The following is a 17,120-nucleotide window of genomic DNA, read 5'->3' as shown; positions in this document are numbered from 1 at the left end:
GAAATCAGTCCTTGAGTGCCAGTTCCGACTGGCGCCTCTCCCAGTCGCCGTTGGCCTTCTGCACGAGCTCGCGAAGCTCGATCGCCGTGGGCGTGATGGCCGTTATGCGGCCATAGTTCTGCCCCATGTAGTTGCCGATCTGCACCCTGTGGATGGTGCCGTCCGGCGCCTGGACGAGGGCCCAGAGCTCGTTGTTCCGCGAGAGCGTGCCCACATAGGCGAGCGCGTCCAGCGGAAAGCCCTCGAGCGCCTCGCGCGGGCGTGTCGGGTCCGGCTTCGGCCCGGCGTTGGAGCCGCCCTGGTCGACCTCCGGCTGCGCGAACGACAGTGCGCGGAATGGGTTGCGCAGAGGCTGATCCGGGTAGGTGTAGCCCTCGAACGGCTCCATGTGGGGGATCGGCTCGATGTCCCCGCCCGGCCGCGCCTTGACCTTGGCGACGTACTCGCGCAGCCCGCTCATGTCCTCGTTGCAGCCGGCCAGCGCCAGGCCGGCAACCGTTGCGATGACGGCGACGCGCAGTCCCGGCCACCGGTGAATGCTCATCCCCCGCCCTCCGTGTCGAGGTACCAGTAGGTGCGCGCGGTCAGGTTCATGACGAGCTCGCCGTCATCGCTCTTGTCGCCGCTGTCGGAATTGATCGAGACATCGTGCAGGGTCACGATGCGCGGCAGGTTGGCCACGCCGCTGATGAACTGCGCGAACTCGTGATAGGTGCCCCGCACCCGGATGCTGACGGGAAGCTCGGCATAGAATTCCCGCTTGATGGACGACTGCGGCTTGAACAGCTCGAACGCCAGTCCGGCGCTCAGCCCGGTCTCGGAAATGTCCACCAGCAGCCGTGCGACCTCGGCACGGCTGGGGAGCTGGCTGAGCATGGCGCCGAAGGACTCGCGCATCTGGGCGAGCTGTTTCTCGTAGGCCTCGAGGTTGGCCGCGCGTTCCTGTTTCTTCTCGAATTCCTGTCGCAGGTCCTGCTCCTTGGAGCGGACCTGGGCGAGCTCGTCGCGCTGGTCCTGCCAGTCGAAGTACCAGCCGGCGCCGGCGATGACGGCGACGACGAGCACCAGTGAGACGAGCTTCGCCCCCAGGGGCCAGCCGCCGGGGTTGTTGAGGTCCAGGTTGCGGTACTGTTCCAGACTCATCCGGCGTCCCCCTCACCGTCGGCCTTGTTGTCGGCGGCGGTCTCACGGACCTTGAGGGTGAAATCGCTGACCCGGCGGCCGTTACGTTCCTCGACCTCGATGACCGTCAGGTCCGGGTCGGTCATCCAGGGTGAGCCATTGAGGTTCTCCATGTAGCTGGAGACCCGGGCGTTGGATTCGGCGAGGCCGTCGATGGTGATGCTGTCGTCCTTTTCAACGAGCTTGTCGAGGTAGAGGCCGTCCGGGAGGGTCTCCGACCACTGCTCGAACAGGTGCACGATCTGCGGGCGCCCGTGCTGGAGCTTCTGGATGACCTCCATGCGCGAGATCAGCCGCTGCTTTGTCTCCTCGAGCTTGCGGATCTTGGCGATCCGCTGGTCGAGCCGGGATATCTCGGTACGCAGCAGGTCGTTGCGCTCCTGCTGGTAGTCGATGCGGCCGGCGAAGTACATGTGTACGCCGCCCCAGACCAGGGCGCCGACCACCACTGCCGCACCGAGCATGCCGTAGAAGCGTTGCTGGCGGCGCTTGCGCGCGGCTTCCCGCCAGGGTAGGAGGTTTATCCGGGTACTCATGGTCAGTCGAAGCTCCGCATCGCCAGCCCGCAGGCGATAAGCAGTGCCGGCGCGTCCTCGGTCAGTGCATCCTTGCCGACCCGTGAGGCGGCCGACATGCTCGCGAACGGGTTGGCGACGTGGACGGGGATGCCTACCTCCCGTTCCGCCTCCTCGGCCACGCCGGGGATGCTCGCGCAGCCGCCGGCGAGCAGGACGTGATCGACGCTGCCCTGCTGGCCGGCGCCGTAGAAGAACTGCAGCGAACGGGTGATCTGCTGGACCATGGCCTCGCGGAACGGCGCCAGTACCTCGTGCTCGTATTCGTCGCCGAGTCCGCCCTGGCGCTTGGCACGTCCGGCCTCGGCATAGCTCATGTCGAAGCGGCGCATGATCTCCTCGGTGAGCTGCCGCCCGCCGAAGACCTGGTCCCGCGTGTAGGTGATGCGTTCGCCCTCGAGGACGGTGAGGGTGGACATGGTCGCGCCGATGTCCATGACCGCGATGGTCTGCTCGCCCTCGCCCTCGAGGGACTGGATGATGGGCTCGCAGGCGCGCTCGACCGCGAAGCTCTCGACGTCGACCACCTTGGGCTTGATGCCGGCGGATTCGAGGGCGTCGACACGGATCTCGACGTTCTCGCTGCGGGAGGCGACCAGCAGGACCTCGATCTCGTCGTCGCCGCCCTGACGGGCCGGGCCGAGGACCTCGAAATCCAGGTCCACTTCCTCGAGGGGGTAGGGGACGTACTGCTCCGCCTGCAGGTTGACCTGGGACTCGATGTCCTCGTCGCTGGCGCTCTTCGGGAGGGTGAGGATGCGGCTGATCGCCGACGAGCCGGGCACGGCCACGGCGGCGTCGTGAAGCTTCGTGCGCGAGCGCTTGACGGCCCCCTTGATCGCCCGCGACACGGCCTCGAGATCGGTGATGTTCTTCTCGACCACTGCGTTCTGCGGCAATGGCTCGACCGCGTAGCTCTCCACGCGATAGCCCCTACCCTGACGACTCAGCTCTATCAGCTTGATGGCGGACGAGCTGATGTCCAGCCCCAGCAGTGGCGAAGACTTCTTCCTGAAGAGTGCCACTATTTTTCCTTATTGCATTATCATTTACAGACAATTGTTGTGTCTGTATTCAAACGCAGCCCCGCACGGAGTTCAAGATAAATACGTCACGCTGTGAACACCGGATGATATCGATCAATCCGTGAGCAGCATGGCACGGCTTTGGCGGGTTGTCACTCAGTTGTGCCGGGCTGCGTAACCCCGCACGTCGGCGTATCGGAAGGCGGTGATATACTCCTGCTTCAGGCGCAGACTCAACCCCACGGCCCGGAACGGCAATAGTCTATGAGATCCCTGTTGCGCGTGTTGAAGTACGCCCTCGCCTCGGTCGCGGCGCTGGGGCTCGCCGGTGTGGTCACCGCCGCCGTCGGCTATTATCTCCTCGCCCCCGATCTGCCGCCGGTGGAGCGGCTGCGGGAGGTGGAGTTCCAGCAGCCCCTGCGCGTGTACACGCGGGACGGGGCGCTGATCGGGGAGTTCGGCAGTCAGCGGCGTATCCCGTTGCGTTACGGTGAGTTCCCTCCGAAGCTGATCAACGCCTTTATCGCCGCCGAGGACCAGCGCTTCTTCGAGCATCCGGGCGTGGACTACCAGGGCATCATGCGCGCGGTCTGGCACCTGGTGCGCACGGGTGAGAAGGGGCCGGGCGGCAGCACCATCACGATGCAGGTGGCGCGCAACTTCTTCCTCTCGCCGGAGCAGACCTACATCCGCAAGGCCCGCGAGATCCTCCTCGCCCTGGAGATCGACCGACTCCTCCCGAAGGAGGAGATCATGGCGCTGTATCTCAACAAGATCTATCTGGGCGAGGGCGCCTACGGGGCGGCCGCGGCCGCGCAGATCTACTACGGCCGCAAGCCCTCCGGGCTGACGCTCGCGGAGACGGCGATGATCGCCGGGCTGCCCAAGGCGCCGTCGGCCTGGAACCCGGTGGCGAACCCGGATCGCGCGGTGGAGCGGCGCAACTACGTCCTGCGCCGGATGCACGAGCAGGGCATGATCGACGACAGCGCCTACCGCGAGGCACGGCAGGCGCCGGTCACTGCCGAGGTCCATCGCGTGCGCCCCGAAGTGTCCGCGCCCTACGTGGCCGAGGCGGTGCGCCGGCGGCTGGTCCAGCGTTTCGGCGAGGAGGCCGCCTACACCCGCGGCTACCGGGTTTACACCACTATCAGTGCCGATCGCCAGCGGGCCGCGCAGAGCGCCTTGCGCAAGGCGCTGCACGGCTACGACGAGCGCCACGGCTGGCGCGGTCCGGCAGGACACTGGGAGCTCGGCGAGTCCCCGGACGCCGAGGCGTTGCGCGAGCGTCTGGATGACAACTATCCCGGTGTGGCCTCCCTGACCAACGCGGTGGTGACAGGGATCGGTGAGGATGCCGTGACCGTGGTCTCCGCCGACCGTGGGGAGGCGTGGCAGCTCCCGTTCGATGCGATGGCCTGGGCGCGGCCGTTCGTGAACCGCCAGGTCGTGGGTAAGAAGCCCGGCGGACCGGGGGATGTCCTTGAGCGCGGCGACGTCATCCGGGTGCGCGATACCGATGAAGGCCCCCGCCTCGCCCAGGTGCCCGAGGCCCAGGGGGCGCTGGTCTCGCTGCGCCCGGAGGACGGTGCGGTGGAGGCGCTGGTGGGCGGCTACGATTTCGGGCTGTCCAAGTTTAACCGTGTCCTCCAGGCCAGGCGTCAGCCCGGGTCCGCGTTCAAGCCGCTGATCTATTCCGCCGCCCTGGCAAACGGCTTCACGCCGGCGACGCTGGTCAACGATGCGCCGGTCGTCTTCCATGACCCGTCACTCGAGTCGACCTGGCGTCCGGAGAATTACAGCCAGAAGTTTTACGGGCCGACGCGCCTGCGCCAGGCGCTGATCCATTCGCGCAACCTGGTCTCCATCCGTGTCCTGCGCCGGGTGGGTATCGGCCCGGCGCTGGCGCATCTCGCGCGTTTCGGCCTCGACCCGGAGGCGCTGCCCCACAATCTGTCACTCGCGCTGGGCACCGCGAGCCTCACCCCGATGCAGCTCGCGCGCGCGTATACCGTGTTCTCCAACGGCGGCTACCTGGTGGACCCTTACCTCATCGACCGCGTGGAGAACGATGTCGGCGAGGTGGTCTACGAGCCGGTCCGGCTGCGCGTCTGCGACGACGGCTGCCCCAGCGGTCATGCCGTGACCGCCGAGGGGGCGGCGCGCTCCGCCGCCGACCAGGGCATGATGCAGACGGCGCTGGCGGACGTGATGCCGCTACCCGAGCGAACGCAGAGCATCCTGCCGGCACCGCGGGTGCTGCCCGCCGACAACGCCTGGCTGATAACCAGCATGATGCAGGACGTGATCCGTCAAGGCACCGGCCGTGGAGCCCTGGTGCTGGATCGCGACGACCTCTCCGGCAAGACCGGCACCACCAACGATCAGGTCGACGCCTGGTTCTCCGGCTTCAATCATTCCCTCGTGACCACCTCATGGGTGGGCTTCGACGAGTCCCGGCCGCTTGGCCGCGCGGAGACCGGTGCCCGGGCAGCGCTGCCGATGTGGATCGACTACATGGGGGCGGCCCTGGAGGGCGAGCCGTCCTCCACCCTTTCGCAACCCCCGGGGATCGTCAGTGTCGGCATCAACCCGGAGAGCGGGCTGGTCGCCCGGGAGGGCTCGGAATCGATGACCGAGTATTTCCGTGAGGGCAACGTGCCGGACCGCGAGCCGCCGAATGCCGGTGGTGGCTACGGTAGCACCGCGGACGGCTCGTCGAGCGGTTCTGGCGGTGGCAAGACACTGTTCTGAGTACGCCATGGTGAAACGACAGGCTACCCGCGCCGAACGCATGCGCGAGCGCCTGACCCAGGAGGCGGCCCGCATCATGGTCGAGCAGGGGGTCAAGGATTTCCAGCTCGCCAAGCGCAAGGCCGCTGAACGGCTGGGTGCGCCGGATACCCGTAACCTGCCGCAGAACCGCGAGATACAGGCGGCGGTGGAGGACTACCAGCGGCTGTTCGGCGGCGCGGCCCAGCGCAATCGCCTGCGTACGCTGCGCGAGGCGGCGCTGGAGGCGATGCGCTTTTTCGCCCGTTTTGAGCCGCGGCTGGTGGGCGGGGTGCTTGACGGTACGGCCGGCGAGTTCTCCGACGTGCACCTGCACGTGTTCGCGGACACGCCGGAGGAGCTGGTGCTCTTCCTGGTCGAGAACGACATCCCCTTCGACATCGACGAGCGGCGTTTCCGTTTCGGCGAGAGCTACGTCTTCCAGCCGGTCTACCGTTTCGCCGCGGGGGATGCGCGCTTCGATCTGACCCTGTTCGACCGCCGCGGGCTGCGCCAGGCCCCGAACAGCCACGTAGACGGCCAGGCGATGCGCCGGGCCGGTGTCGCCGAGCTCGAGCGCCTGCTCGCGGACCCGCCGGAGCCGGAGGCGCTGTAGCCGGGAGCGGGGCGCCCAAAAGAGAGAGGCCCGGCGGTGCCGGGCCTCTCGGACGGTCGTCCTGGACGTGGCCGGCGCTCAGGTGCGCCGGTGCAGCGGCACGTAGTCGCGTTTCGCCGCACCGGTGTAGAGCTGGCGCGGGCGGCCGATACGCTGCTCCGGATCGGCGACCATCTCCATCCACTGCGCGATCCAGCCCGGGGTCCGGCCCAGGGCGAAGAGCACCGTGAAGAACTCCGTGGGGATGCCCAGCGCGCGGTAGATGATCCCCGAGTAGAAGTCCACGTTGGGATAGAGCTTGCGCTCGACGAAGTAGTCGTCGGCCAGCGCGATCTCCTCGAGCTTCATCGCGAGCTCGAGCTGCGGGTCGCCGCCCATGCCGAGCTCCGCGAGCACGTCGTGGCAGGCCTTGCGGATCACGGTGGCGCGCGGGTCGTGGTTCTTGTAGACCCGGTGGCCGAAGCCCATGAGGCGGAACGGGTCGTCCTTGTCCTTGGCCTTCTCGATGAACTTCGGCACGTTCTTCACGTCGCCGATCTCCTCGAGCATGTTCAGCACCGCCTCGTTGGCGCCGCCGTGGGCGGGTCCCCACAGGGCCGCGCAGCCGGAGGCGATGGCGGCAAAGGGATTGGTGCCGGTGCTGCCGGCGAGCCGAACCGTGGAGGTGCTGGCGTTCTGCTCGTGGTCCGCGTGGAGGATGAGCAGCTGGTCCAGGGCCTTCTCCGCCACCGGGTTGATCTCGTAGTCCTCGGTGGGCCGGGCAAAGAGCATGTTCAGCAGGTTGCCCGTATAGGAGAGGTGGTTCTGCGGATAGACGAAGGGCTCGCCCATCATGTGCTTGAACGCCGCCGCGGCGATGGTCGGCATCTTGGCGATGATCCGGTGGGCGCACAGGGTGCGGTTCTCCGGGTCATTGATGTCGATGGTGTCGTGGTAGAACGCCGACAGGGAGCCGACCACGCCGGTGAGCATCGCCATCGGGTGGGCGTTGTAGTGAAAGCCGTTGAAGAAGTTCTTCAGGCTCTCGTTGACCATCGTGTGCCGGGTGATGGACTCGGAGAATCCCTCGAGCTCGCCCTGGCGCGGCAGCTCCCCGTTGAGCAGCAGGTAGGAGACCTCTAGGAACGAGCTCTGCTCGGCGAGCTGGTCGATCGGGTAGCCGCGGTAGAGCAGTGTCCCCTTGTCGCCGTCGATGAAGGTGATGTCGCTGCGGCAGCTGGCCGTGGAGGTGAAGCCGGGGTCGTAGGTGAACCGGCTGGTCTGCTGATACAGCGCCTTGATGTCGATCACGTCCGGACCATGGGTCCCCTCACGCACGGGGAAATCCACCTTCTCTCCCGTGCTGTTGTCGGTCAGCGTGACGGTCTTCTCGGACATGGATAGCACTCCTGATTGGTACGGCGCCCGGTGCTGCGGCTCGCTCCGCGTGAAACGCGGCGTCGCCCGCGCCGGCGCTGGACGCCGGTGTCCCGCATGTGGTGACGACTTCGCCCGGGGGCGCGTCGACGAGGCTCAACGACCGGCGCCGGCCGGCTCCCGTGGGGCTGAGGGATGAGGGCAGCGGCGGGCCGTCAGGACAGGGCCGCGGAGATACTATCAATAATCCCAATAAGCGGGAAGCTTAACCGCCAGATTAGGTGATGATCGCGGGGCGGGTACGAAAAAAAGGGGCGCCACCCTGGTGGCACCCCTTTCTCTCCGGGATCCGGAGGGCCGGCTTACTTGCCCTTGGCCATGTTTCCGTAGCGCTTGCGGAACTGGTCCACCCGGCCGCCGCTGGAGAGCACGCGCTGCTTGCCGGTGAAGAACGGATGGCTCTTGCTGGAGACCTCGACGCGGACCAGCGGATACTCCTGGCCGTCCTCCCAGGTGATCGTCTCCTCGGTCCGGACCGTGGAGCGGGTCTTGAACGCGAAATCCGCGGACGGGTCCTGGAAGACCACTTCGCGGTACTCGGGATGGATGTCCTTCTTCATGCCGTCACCTTGATCTTGCGCGTGGCCCCGGACTGCGACCCGGGGGTTGCGAGCCGATGGAAACGCGCGATGGTAGTCCATCCGTCACTCGGGGACAACCACCGTGCGGCGGTCAGCGCCGGCGGGAGGGGAAGGGGAGTATCCGGCCCGGCGGCCGTGGGGGCGCCGGTTCGCCTGCCAGGGCGTTGAGCCGTTCCGTGAGTCCGCCGGGGCCGGCAAAGCTGCGCCACATCATCCGGTGCAGACGCACGCAGGCGTCCACGGGGTTGGCTGCGCGCTCGCGCTCGCGGTCGATGCGCCACTGGAGGCGCCGCAGCCGCACGGTGCGCCGGCCCGGTAGTGCCATTATGGCCGCCTCCAGGGCCGCCCGCCGGCGGTGCTCGAAGGCCTCCGGCCGGCTGCGGGCCAGCTCGGCCCATTCGTCGAAATCGAAGCGCTCGCCGCCCATTCCGGAGCCCTCCCCTTATGATCCTCTCAGCGCTCCCTTCGGGCCGATGTGGGCGCCGATGCTGCGGCGTTACTCACCGCGCATGTCGCCCGGCTGCGCCGCGCGACTCGCGTCCCGCCCCATCGGCTGACGCATGACCGGGCCGCCGGGAAGACGTATCCCAAAAGATAGCAGCGGGGCGACAGGGCAAGGGCGGCGGCCCGGGCGGGGGTGACGGACGGCCGGGACGGCCCGCCCCAGCGGTGGCTGGGCGCGGCGCCGCAGGATTGGCATACTGGCCGGCCTTTACGCGGGGCCTCACGCACGGGAGTTGCCGACGATGTACATGGCGGTCAAGCACATCCATCTCACCACCGTAGCGATCACGCTCGCGCTGTTCCTGCTGCGCGGGGGCTGGATGATCGCGGGTTCAACGATGCTGCAGCGCCGCTGGGTGCGCATCCTGCCCCACGTCAACGATACGGTGCTGCTGATCAGCGCGCTGTGGCTGGCGATCTCCGTGTACAGCTACCCGATGGTGCCCCATGCGTGGATCACGGCGAAGATCGTGGGGCTGTTGGCCTACATCGCCCTCGGGACGATCGCACTCAAGCGCGGGCGGACCTTCGGCGTCCGGCTGACGGCGTTTGCGGGTGCGCTGGTGGTCTTCGCCTACATCGTGCACACGGCGCTGACACGCTCGCCCTGGCCATTCTGACGGCCGCCGGCTCAGTCGTCGTCGCGGGCGACGTCCACGCGTTCGGGCTGGCCGTCCGGGGTGAGCGCGAGCCGGAACTCGATGGGGCGGCAGCACACCTGGCAGTCCTCGATGTAGGTCTGGGCGCCCGCCGACCAGTCCACCAGGGTGGTCACGGGCTCGCCGCAGTAGGGGCACTCGATGGTGATCTCCTCGGTCATCGCGGTCATGAGGGCTCCGGCAGGAAGCAGGCGAGCAGGTCGTTGAGGAACAGCTGTCCGCGCTCCGTGGGGCGGAGCGTATCGGGGTCGTCCGCCATCAGCCCGAGGGCGACGGCGCGTCCGCGTCCGGACTCGAACGCCGACAGCGGCATTCCCGCGCGCTCGCAGGCGCTGCCGGCAGCGATCCCGTCCGGCAGGCGCATGGCGTTCATCATCAGCTCCAGCACCCGCTCGTCGTCGTTGAGGTCGCGCCAGGTGGCCGGGCCCCGCGTGGGCGCGCTCATGTACTGGCGCGGCATGTGATGGCGCTGGTAGCGCCGGATCGTGCCGTCGGCTAGGGTGAGCTTGCCGTGGGCGCCGGCGCCGATGGCGAGGTAGTCACCGAAGCGCCAGTAGTTGAGGTTGTGCCGGCACTCGTGCCCCGGCCGGGACCACGCGGACACCTCGTAGCGCCGGTAGCCCGCCTCGCGCAGGCGCGCGTGGACGCGCTCCTGGATGTCGAAGGCCGCGTCCTCGTCCGGCAACGCCGGCGGGCGCGCGGCGAACGCGGTGCCGGGCTCCAGGGTGAGCTGATAGCAGGACAGGTGCGGGGCGTCCAGCGCGATCAGTGCCCGGGCGTCCGCCTCGGCCGTCTCCGGCGTCTGCCCCGGCAGGGCGTACATGAGGTCGAGGTTGTGGCTGGCGAGCCCCGCGGCGGCAAGCTCGCGGGCGGCGGCGCGCGCCTCGTCCGGCCCGTGGATGCGCCCGAGCGTGTGCAGCTGGGCGGCGTCGAGGCTCTGTACGCCGAGGGAGACACGGGTCACGCCGGCCTCCCGGTAGGCGGCGAAGCGGCCGGTCTCGGCGGTACCGGGGTTCGCCTCCAGGGTGATCTCCGCCGTCGGGCTCAGCGCCAGGCGCTCGCCGAGGCCGGCGAGCAGCCGGCCGATGGCCTCCGGCGGGAACAGGCTTGGCGTGCCGCCGCCGATGAACACGGTCTCCACGCGCCGGCCGCCGGCGGCGACCGCCTCCTCGTCGGCGTCCCGCAGCAGCGCCGCCAGGTAGTCGTCCACCGGCAGCGTGCCGTGCAGGGGGTGGGAGTTGAAGTCGCAGTACGGGCACTTGCGCACGCACCAGGGTAGGTGGACGTAGAGCCCGAGGGGTGGTGGCGTCATTGCCCGAGGTACGCGCCCAGGCGTTCGCGCAGCGCCGCCAGGGCGCGGGCGCGATGGCTGTGGCGGTTCTTTGCCGATGCCTCGAGCTCGGCGGCGGTGGCGCCGAGTTCCGGGACGAAGAACAGCGGGTCGTAGCCGAAGCCGGCCTCGCCCCGCGGGGTCTCCAGGATCCGGCCCTCCCAGCTGCCCTCGCAGATCAGCGGGGTCGGGTCCCCGGCGTGGCGCATGCACACGACCACGCAGCGGAAGCGCGCGCGGCGCGCGGCCTCCGGGAGGTCGCAGAGCTCGTCGAGCAGGCGCTGGTTGTTGGCCGCGTCGTCGGCGTCCTCGCCGGCGAAGCGGGCCGAGCGCACGCCGGGGGCGCCGTCGAGCCCGTCCACCTCGAGGCCGGAGTCGTCGGCGATCGCCGGCCGCCCGGTGTGGGCGCAGGCATTGCGCGCCTTGATGATCGCGTTCTCGACGAAGGTGAGCCCGGTCTCCTCGGCCTCGGGGACGTAGTAGAACGACTGCGGCACCAGACGCACGCCCACCGGGGCGAGCAGCGCTTCGATCTCGCGGGCCTTGCCCGGGTTGTTGCTGGCCAGCACCAGCAGGGTGTCGTCGCTCATGGTCCGTGCGGCTCCCGTGGGTCCCGTTACTCGGCGAGGGCCTCGCGCTGGCCGTCGATGAGCGCCGCAATGCCCTTCTCCGCCAGGGCGAGCATGGCATCGAGCTCGTCGCGACGGAAGGCGTGGCCCTCAGCGGTGCCCTGGATCTCGATCAGCCCGCCGGCCTCGTTCATGACCACGTTCATGTCCGTCTCGGCGTCGGAGTCCTCGGCGTAGTCCAGGTCCAGCACCGGCTCGCCACGGTAGATGCCCACCGATACCGCCGCCACCTGGCCGACGAGCGGGTTGCGCCGCACGCGGCCGCTGCGGGCGAGCCCGCGCATGGCGTCCGCCAGGGCGACGTAGCCGCCGGTGATGGCCGCGGTGCGGGTGCCGCCGTCGGCCTGGATGACGTCGCAGTCGATCACCACCCGGCGCTCGCCCAGGGCCTCCAGGTCGACGCTGGCGCGCAGGGCACGGCCGATCAGCCGCTGGATCTCGATGGTGCGGCCCTGCTGGCGCCCGCGGGCGGCCTCGCGGTCGTTGCGGGTGCCGGTGGCGCGGGGCAGCATGCCGTACTCGGCGGTGACCCAGCCCTTGCCGCTGCCGCGCAGCCACGGCGGGATGCGCTCCTCGACCGAGGCGGTGCAGAGCACGCGGGTGTCGCCGAACTCCACCAGCACGGAGCCCTCGGCATGGCGGGTGAAGTTGCGGGTGAAGCGCACCGTGCGCCCTTCGTCGGGCTGGCGGCGACTCGGTCGCTGCATGGTCATCCCCTTGGGTCGGGTTGATTTGAAGGGTGGCAGAGCCTAACACACCCGGCTCCCGCAGCGGTTTTTTCCCGGGGGCGTAAGGGGTACCATTGATCGTTTAACGGTCAGTGGGGCAGCGGGCGATGATACGGAGCATGACCGCCTTCGCGCGACGGGATGCGGAGGGTGAATGGGGCAGCCTCACCTGGGAGCTGCGTACCGTCAATCACCGGTATCTCGATATCTCGCCACGCCTGCCGGAGGACCTGCGTTTCCTCGAGGGCGCGCTGCGCGAGCGCGTCGCCGCGCGGCTGTCGCGCGGCAAGGTGGAGGCGACCCTGCGCTACCGTCCGCCCAAGGGCGGCGGTGGCGAGCTCGCGATCGACTGGGGCTACACCGAGCAGGTGGTCGTGGCCTGCGAGCGTATCGCCGAGCGGCTCTCGGAGCCGGCGCCGGTCTCGCCGCTGGAGGTGCTCGGCATGCCGGGCGTGGTCGCCGAGACCGAGCGGGACCTGGAGCCCGTGGCGGCCGCGGCGCTGGCGCTCCTCGATGACGCGCTGGACGAGCTCGTGCGGGTGCGCGAGGGTGAGGGTGAACGGCTCTCCGCGGTGATCGCCGAGCGTGCCGCCGGCGTCGCCGAGCTGGCGCGCGTCGTGCGCGGCCGCCGCGAGGCGGTCAACCAGGAGGTGCGCGAGCGCCTGCAGCGGCGGCTGGACGACATCGCCGGAAACGCCGACCCGGGCCGGCTGGAGCAGGAGCTCGTCTACATCGCCCAGCGCATGGATGTCGACGAGGAGCTCGAGCGCCTGGATGCCCACGTCAGCGAGGTTCGCTCGGTGCTTGAGCGTGACGACCCGGTGGGGCGGCGTCTGGACTTCCTGATGCAGGAGCTCAACCGCGAGGCCAACACCCTGTCGTCGAAGTCCGGCGATGCCGAGACCACGCGCGCGGCGGTGGACATGAAGGTGCTCATCGAGCAGATGCGCGAGCAGGTGCAGAACATCGAGTAGCATGAGCGGAACGCTGTTCATCATCGCCGCGCCCTCGGGTGGCGGCAAGACGAGCCTGGTCCGGGCGTTGCGTGACGACGACCCGGCGATCGCCGTGTCCGTCTCCCACACGACCCGGCCGCGCCGCGAGGGCGAGACCGACGGCGAGGATTACCACTTCGTCGGCGAGGAGGACTTCGCGGCGCTGGTCGCGGACGGGGAGTTCCTGGAGCATGCGGAGGTGTTCGGCAACCGCTACGGGACCACCCGTACCGCGGTGGAGCGGGAGCTCGCCGCGGGGCGCGACGTCATCCTGGAGATCGACTGGCAGGGGGCCCGCCAGGTCCGCACGCTGATGCCGGGGACGGTCTCCATCTTCGTGCTGCCGCCCTCGCGCCGGGAGCTCGAGCGGCGCCTGCGTGGCCGCGGCCAGGACAGTGACGAGGTCATCGCCTCGCGCATGCGGGCCGCGGAGGCCGAGATGGCCCACTACCACGAGTTCGACTACCTCGTGATCAACGAGGTCTTCGATCACGCCCTCGCGGACCTTGCCGCGATCGTGCGCGCTGCGCGCCTGCGGCTGTCGCGTCAGCGCGTCCGGCATGCGGAGGCGATCGCGACGCTGCTGCCCGACGGGGGATGAAAGGGCTTTCTGCCGGCCCCGTCCGGGGGCTAGAATCGTTTCGTAATATATTGATTGACCGGTTAACGTTGGAGGTGCGCTGAATGGCGCGTGTGACCGTTGAAGACTGCCTCGAGCACGTCGAGAACCGTTTCGATCTCGTCCTGCTCGCCACCCGCCGGGCGCGTCAGCTCGAGCGGGGCCGCCAGCCGTTCGTCGACTGGGAGAACGACAAGCCCAGCGTTGTCGCCCTGCGTGAGATTGCCGAGGCACGCGTGAATGCGCAGATGCTGGACGCCCAGGAGGCCGAGGCCGCCGTGGAGTCCGCCGAGGCCGAGATCGAGCAGCGTGCCGGCGAGATCGAGCAGCAGCCGCCCGGCGAGTAACCGGGGAGTGCGTCCATGAGCAGCGGCGAGGCGGTGGTCGAGCGGAGCGTCGCGGCCGTTGATCCCGCCGCGCGTGCTGCCGATCTGTGCGCGACGCTGGAGTCCTACCTCTCGCCGGCGCAGATCAACCTCGTCTACGAGGCGTACCGCTTCGGCGCGGAGGCCCATCGCGGCCAGCGCCGGCTCTCCGGCGAGCCCTACATCACCCATCCGCTGGATGTCGCCAAGATCCTCGCGGGGATGCGGCTCGACACCGAGAGCCTGGTGGCGGCGATCCTCCACGACGTGATCGAGGACACGCCCACCGCCAAGGCGGAGCTCGCCGAGCGCTTCGGCGAGGAGGTCGCCGAGCTGGTGGACGGCGTCTCGAAGCTCACCCAGATCAACTTCAAGAGCAAGGCCGAGGCCCAGGCGGAGAACTTCCGCAAGATGGTGCTCGCGATGTCCCAGGACATCCGGGTCATCCTCATCAAGCTCGCCGACCGGCTCCACAACATGCGCACGATCTGGGTGATGCCGCCGCACAAGCGCTGGCGTATCGCCCGCGAGACCCTCGAGATCTATGCCCCGATCGCCCAGCGCCTGGGTATCAACACCCTGCGCGTCGAGCTCGACGAGCTCGGCTTCGCCGCGCTCTATCCCATGCGCTACCGGGTGCTCAAGGAGAAGGTCCGGCGCCAGCGGGGCAACCGCCGCGAGGTCATCTCCAAGGTCCGGGAGACCCTGGAGGAGCGCCTCGCCGAGGCGGGCATCGAGGGCCGGGTCGAGGGCCGCGAGAAGCACCTGTGGAGCATCTACCAGAAGATGCGCCACAAGCACGCGAGCTTCCACGACGTCTTCGACGTCTACGGCTTCCGCCTGATCGTCGGCGACGTGGACACCTGCTACCGCGTGCTCGGCGTGCTCCACCAGCTCTACAAGCCCTTGCCCGGGCGCATCAAGGACTACATCGCCATCCCCAAGGCGAATGGCTACCAGTCCCTGCACACGACGCTGCTCGGCCCCCGGCGCATGCGCATCGAGGTGCAGATCCGCACCGAGGAGATGGACAAGGTAGCCGAGGCCGGCATCGCCGCGCACTGGCTCTACAAGGAGGCGGAGCAGGCGAGCCACGTGGCGCACGCCCGGGCCCGCGAGTGGGTACGGGGGCTGCTGGAGATGCAGCGCGCGGCGGGCAACTCGCTGGAGTTCATCGAGAACGTCAAGATCGACCTGCTGCCGGACGAGATCTACGTGTTCACGCCCTCCGGAGACATCATGGAGCTGCCCCGCGGGGCGACCGTGGTGGACTTCGCCTACGGCGTGCACTCCGACATCGGCGACGCCTGCATCGCGGCCATGGTGGACCACCGCCTGACACCGCTGCGCACGCCGCTGGAGACCGGTCAGACCGTGGAGGTGATCACCGCCCCGGTGGCACGGCCGAACCCCGCGTGGCTGGACTTCGTGGTCACGGCCAAGGCGCGTACCGCCATCCGTCACAGCCTCAAGCGCCTGCGCGGCGCCGAGGCCGTCAGCCTCGGGCGGCGCCTGGTGAGCCAGGCCCTGCAGGCCTTCGAGATCGAGCTGGAGGACCTGGGCGAGGAGCGGGTCAATGCCGCACTGGCCTCGCTCGGCGCGCCCGACCTGGAGACCGTGCTGCGCGACGTGGGCCTCGGCCAGCGCATGCCCTGGCTGGTGGCCCAGCGTCTCTCCGGCCTGAACACCGAGGACGCCGGCGAGCGCCAGCGCCCGGGCAGCGGCTCGTTCACGGTGCGTGGCACCGAGGGTGCCGTGGTTACCTTCGCGCGCTGCTGCCGGCCGATCCCCGGCGATCCCATCGTCGGCTTCGTCAGCGCCGGCCGCGGCGTGGTGATCCATCACCGCGACTGCAACAACATCCGCGACTACCGTAACCACCCGGAGAAGTGGCTGGATGTGCAGTGGGACGAGTCGGTGGGGGGCGAGTTCCCGGTCACCCTCGCGGTGGACGTGGTCAACAAGCGCGGCGTGCTGGCGAGTGTCGCCGCCACCGTCTCCGAGCTGGACTCCAACATCGAGGCCGTGGACCAGGAGGAGAAGGAGGGGATGATCGCCACCATCCGCGTGACCATCTCCGTGCGTGATCGTGTCCACCTCGCCCGGATCATGCGCCGGCTGCGCGGGCTCAACTCGGTGCTGCGCATCAGCCGCCGCCGCGGGTGAGCCGCGGTGTTTGAGCCGGCGGCCCCACGCTGGCTATGCTTGCTTGCCCGTGGCGCGTTGCCGTGCCCACTATCCCGAACCAACGGAGTGACCCGATGTCCCGCGAGATCATCCATACCGACGACGCCCCGGCCGCCATCGGCCCGTATTCCCAGGCCGTGCGTATCGGCGACACCGTCTACCTCTCCGGCCAGATCCCCCTCGATCCCGAGTCCATGACCCTGGTCGAGGGCGGCTTCGAGACCCAGGCCCGGCAGGTGTTCGAGAACCTGCGCGCGGTCTGCCGCGCCGCCGGCGGTGACCTCGCGGATATCGCCAAGCTCAATATCTACCTCACCGACCTCGCCAACTTCGCCACCGTGAACGATCAGATGATGGCCTACTTCGCCGAGCCGTATCCGGCACGGGCGGCGATCGGCGTCGCCGCGCTGCCCAAGGGCGCGCAGGTGGAGATGGAGGGGATCCTGAGCCTCGCCGGCTGAACGCGCATGGCCGTGACAGGCCCGCTGGAGCGGCCGGTCACCGACCTGCCGCGGGTGGGGCCCCGGCTGGCCGAGCGCCTCGCCCGGCTGGGGCTGCACCGCGTTGGTGACCTGCTCTTCCATCTCCCGCTGCGCTACGAGGACCGCACCCGGGTGGTGCCCCTGGGCGAGCTGCGTCCGGGGCGTACCGGCCTGATCGAGGCCCGGGTAGCCCATGCCGCCGTGGTGCCCGGCCGTCGCCGGCGCCTGGTCTGCCGGGTGGAGGACGGCACCGGTGCCGCCGAGCTGGTCTTCTTCCACTTCCATGCCGCGCAGCAGCGCCGGCTTCAGCCGGGCACCCGCGTGCGCGCCTTCGGCGAGGGCCGTCCCGGGGCGGGCATGCTGCAGATGGTCCATCCGGAATGGGAGGTGATCACCGGCGACGCCCCGGCGCCGGTGGATGACGGTCTCACCCCCGTCTACCCGACCACGGAGGG

At 69.2% G+C, this 17,120-nt stretch carries 20 protein-coding genes; 9 read left to right on the top strand and 11 right to left on the bottom strand.

The window, feature by feature from the left end; genetic code table 11:
* Positions 1–4: 4 nt before the first annotated feature.
* Genes G7A99_RS02945 through G7A99_RS02930 form a run of 4 tightly spaced genes read right to left on the bottom strand, consistent with a single transcriptional unit; the run spans position 5 to position 2,782 of the window.
* On the bottom strand, positions 5–544 hold the full coding sequence (locus tag G7A99_RS02945; protein ID WP_018718660.1) for a pilus assembly protein PilP: 540 nt from the start codon (positions 542–544) through the stop codon (positions 5–7).
* Positions 541–1,143 carry a type 4a pilus biogenesis protein PilO gene (locus G7A99_RS02940; protein ID WP_163138808.1) on the bottom strand — a complete coding sequence of 201 codons (603 nt, stop codon included), beginning with the start codon at positions 1,141–1,143 and terminating at the stop codon, positions 541–543. The genes G7A99_RS02945 and G7A99_RS02940 overlap by 4 nt, the downstream gene beginning before the upstream one ends.
* Positions 1,140–1,718: a PilN domain-containing protein gene (locus G7A99_RS02935; protein WP_163138807.1), complete on the bottom strand. Its 579-nt coding sequence runs from the start codon at positions 1,716–1,718 to the stop codon at positions 1,140–1,142. The genes G7A99_RS02940 and G7A99_RS02935 overlap by 4 nt, the downstream gene beginning before the upstream one ends.
* Before the next feature lie 2 nt (positions 1,719–1,720).
* Entirely contained in the window at positions 1,721–2,782 is a 1,062-nt protein-coding gene (locus G7A99_RS02930) for a pilus assembly protein PilM (RefSeq protein WP_305792306.1), read from the bottom strand.
* Between the two features lie 264 nt (positions 2,783–3,046).
* Here G7A99_RS02930 and G7A99_RS02925 point away from each other — a divergent pair, with 264 nt between their 5' ends.
* Together G7A99_RS02925 and G7A99_RS02920 are read left to right on the top strand one after the other, a co-directional pair.
* Positions 3,047–5,536 carry a penicillin-binding protein 1A gene (locus G7A99_RS02925; protein WP_163138806.1) on the top strand — a complete coding sequence of 830 codons (2,490 nt, stop codon included), beginning with the start codon at positions 3,047–3,049 and terminating at the stop codon, positions 5,534–5,536.
* A 7-nt stretch (positions 5,537–5,543) separates the two neighbouring features.
* Positions 5,544–6,170, top strand: a complete 627-nt coding sequence (locus G7A99_RS02920) for a hypothetical protein (RefSeq protein WP_163138805.1) — start codon at positions 5,544–5,546, stop codon at positions 6,168–6,170.
* Positions 6,171–6,248: 78 nt separating this feature from the next.
* Here G7A99_RS02920 and G7A99_RS02915 read toward each other — a convergent pair whose 3' ends face one another.
* The 3 genes from G7A99_RS02915 to G7A99_RS02905 all read right to left on the bottom strand — a co-directional run bounded on the left by G7A99_RS02915 (position 6,249) and on the right by G7A99_RS02905 (position 8,594).
* On the bottom strand, positions 6,249–7,547 hold the full coding sequence (locus G7A99_RS02915) for a citrate synthase (RefSeq protein WP_163138804.1): 1,299 nt from the start codon (positions 7,545–7,547) through the stop codon (positions 6,249–6,251).
* A gap of 341 nt (positions 7,548–7,888) precedes the next feature.
* Positions 7,889–8,146: a type B 50S ribosomal protein L31 gene (locus G7A99_RS02910; protein WP_018718667.1), complete on the bottom strand. Its 258-nt coding sequence runs from the start codon at positions 8,144–8,146 to the stop codon at positions 7,889–7,891.
* A 112-nt stretch (positions 8,147–8,258) separates the two neighbouring features.
* Entirely contained in the window at positions 8,259–8,594 is a 336-nt protein-coding gene (locus tag G7A99_RS02905) for a DUF3135 domain-containing protein (protein ID WP_163138803.1), read from the bottom strand.
* A gap of 319 nt (positions 8,595–8,913) precedes the next feature.
* Here G7A99_RS02905 and G7A99_RS02900 point away from each other — a divergent pair, with 319 nt between their 5' ends.
* The gene (locus tag G7A99_RS02900; RefSeq protein WP_018718669.1) at positions 8,914–9,291 is read left to right on the top strand and encodes a SirB2 family protein; all 378 of its coding nucleotides are present in this window, start codon (positions 8,914–8,916) and stop codon (positions 9,289–9,291) included.
* An 11-nt stretch (positions 9,292–9,302) separates the two neighbouring features.
* On the opposite strand, the gene G7A99_RS02895 is transcribed toward G7A99_RS02900, so the two are convergent.
* From G7A99_RS02895 to rph, 4 genes are read right to left on the bottom strand one after another with little or no spacing between them, the layout of a single operon-like run.
* Positions 9,303–9,500, bottom strand: coding sequence for a CPXCG motif-containing cysteine-rich protein (locus G7A99_RS02895; RefSeq protein WP_018718670.1), 198 nt, complete (start codon positions 9,498–9,500; stop codon positions 9,303–9,305).
* A complete protein-coding gene (gene hemW, locus G7A99_RS02890) occupies positions 9,497–10,642 on the bottom strand; it encodes a radical SAM family heme chaperone HemW (protein ID WP_163138802.1) in 1,146 nt (381 codons plus the stop codon). Before hemW ends, G7A99_RS02895 begins: the two co-directional genes overlap by 4 nt.
* Positions 10,639–11,250 (bottom strand): RdgB/HAM1 family non-canonical purine NTP pyrophosphatase, encoded by a 612-nt coding sequence (rdgB, locus tag G7A99_RS02885; protein ID WP_018718672.1) that lies wholly within the window; start codon positions 11,248–11,250, stop codon positions 10,639–10,641. Before rdgB ends, hemW begins: the two co-directional genes overlap by 4 nt.
* Positions 11,251–11,276: 26 nt before the next feature.
* Entirely contained in the window at positions 11,277–11,996 is a 720-nt protein-coding gene (rph, locus tag G7A99_RS02880; protein ID WP_018718673.1) for a ribonuclease PH, read from the bottom strand.
* Between the two features lie 140 nt (positions 11,997–12,136).
* Here rph and G7A99_RS02875 point away from each other — a divergent pair, with 140 nt between their 5' ends.
* From G7A99_RS02875 to G7A99_RS02850, 6 genes are all read left to right on the top strand, one after another.
* A complete protein-coding gene (locus tag G7A99_RS02875) occupies positions 12,137–12,991 on the top strand; it encodes a YicC/YloC family endoribonuclease (RefSeq protein ID WP_018718674.1) in 855 nt (284 codons plus the stop codon).
* 1 nt (position 12,992) lies between these two features.
* Positions 12,993–13,613, top strand: coding sequence for a guanylate kinase (gene gmk, locus G7A99_RS02870; protein WP_018718675.1), 621 nt, complete (start codon positions 12,993–12,995; stop codon positions 13,611–13,613).
* Positions 13,614–13,696: 83 nt separating this feature from the next.
* Complete coding sequence (gene rpoZ / locus G7A99_RS02865) at positions 13,697–13,978, top strand: DNA-directed RNA polymerase subunit omega (protein ID WP_018718676.1); 282 nt, start codon at positions 13,697–13,699, stop codon at positions 13,976–13,978.
* A 15-nt stretch (positions 13,979–13,993) separates the two neighbouring features.
* Positions 13,994–16,162: a bifunctional GTP diphosphokinase/guanosine-3',5'-bis pyrophosphate 3'-pyrophosphohydrolase gene (gene spoT / locus G7A99_RS02860; protein WP_018718677.1), complete on the top strand. Its 2,169-nt coding sequence runs from the start codon at positions 13,994–13,996 to the stop codon at positions 16,160–16,162.
* 95 nt (positions 16,163–16,257) lie between these two features.
* A complete protein-coding gene (locus tag G7A99_RS02855) occupies positions 16,258–16,644 on the top strand; it encodes a RidA family protein (protein ID WP_018718678.1) in 387 nt (128 codons plus the stop codon).
* Positions 16,645–16,650: 6 nt separating this feature from the next.
* Positions 16,651–17,120: OB-fold nucleic acid binding domain-containing protein (locus G7A99_RS02850; protein WP_371807592.1), on the top strand; the 470-nt coding region annotated here is incomplete at its 3' end.

The sequence above is a fragment of the Arhodomonas sp. KWT genome (assembly GCF_010993615.1).
This window is presented reverse-complemented; position numbering and strand designations above follow the sequence as displayed.

Bases quoted from the DNA above. Each gene is read 5' to 3' on its own strand.
- G7A99_RS02945 (WP_018718660.1), bottom strand. From the start codon at position 544: ATGAGCATTCACCGGTGGCCGGGACTGCGCGTCGCCGTCATCGCAACG.
- G7A99_RS02940 (WP_163138808.1), bottom strand. From the start codon at position 1,143: ATGAGTCTGGAACAGTACCGCAACCTGGACCTCAACAACCCCGGCGGC.
- G7A99_RS02935 (WP_163138807.1), bottom strand. From the start codon at position 1,718: ATGAGTACCCGGATAAACCTCCTACCCTGGCGGGAAGCCGCGCGCAAG.
- G7A99_RS02925 (WP_163138806.1), top strand. From the start codon at position 3,047: ATGAGATCCCTGTTGCGCGTGTTGAAGTACGCCCTCGCCTCGGTCGCG.
- G7A99_RS02920 (WP_163138805.1), top strand. From the start codon at position 5,544: ATGGTGAAACGACAGGCTACCCGCGCCGAACGCATGCGCGAGCGCCTG.
- G7A99_RS02915 (WP_163138804.1), bottom strand. From the start codon at position 7,547: ATGTCCGAGAAGACCGTCACGCTGACCGACAACAGCACGGGAGAGAAG.
- G7A99_RS02910 (WP_018718667.1), bottom strand. From the start codon at position 8,146: ATGAAGAAGGACATCCATCCCGAGTACCGCGAAGTGGTCTTCCAGGAC.
- G7A99_RS02905 (WP_163138803.1), bottom strand. From the start codon at position 8,594: ATGGGCGGCGAGCGCTTCGATTTCGACGAATGGGCCGAGCTGGCCCGC.
- G7A99_RS02900 (WP_018718669.1), top strand. From the start codon at position 8,914: ATGTACATGGCGGTCAAGCACATCCATCTCACCACCGTAGCGATCACG.
- G7A99_RS02895 (WP_018718670.1), bottom strand. From the start codon at position 9,500: ATGACCGCGATGACCGAGGAGATCACCATCGAGTGCCCCTACTGCGGC.
- hemW (WP_163138802.1), bottom strand. From the start codon at position 10,642: ATGACGCCACCACCCCTCGGGCTCTACGTCCACCTACCCTGGTGCGTG.
- rdgB (WP_018718672.1), bottom strand. From the start codon at position 11,250: ATGAGCGACGACACCCTGCTGGTGCTGGCCAGCAACAACCCGGGCAAG.
- rph (WP_018718673.1), bottom strand. From the start codon at position 11,996: ATGCAGCGACCGAGTCGCCGCCAGCCCGACGAAGGGCGCACGGTGCGC.
- G7A99_RS02875 (WP_018718674.1), top strand. From the start codon at position 12,137: ATGACCGCCTTCGCGCGACGGGATGCGGAGGGTGAATGGGGCAGCCTC.
- gmk (WP_018718675.1), top strand. From the start codon at position 12,993: ATGAGCGGAACGCTGTTCATCATCGCCGCGCCCTCGGGTGGCGGCAAG.
- rpoZ (WP_018718676.1), top strand. From the start codon at position 13,697: ATGGCGCGTGTGACCGTTGAAGACTGCCTCGAGCACGTCGAGAACCGT.
- spoT (WP_018718677.1), top strand. From the start codon at position 13,994: ATGAGCAGCGGCGAGGCGGTGGTCGAGCGGAGCGTCGCGGCCGTTGAT.
- G7A99_RS02855 (WP_018718678.1), top strand. From the start codon at position 16,258: ATGTCCCGCGAGATCATCCATACCGACGACGCCCCGGCCGCCATCGGC.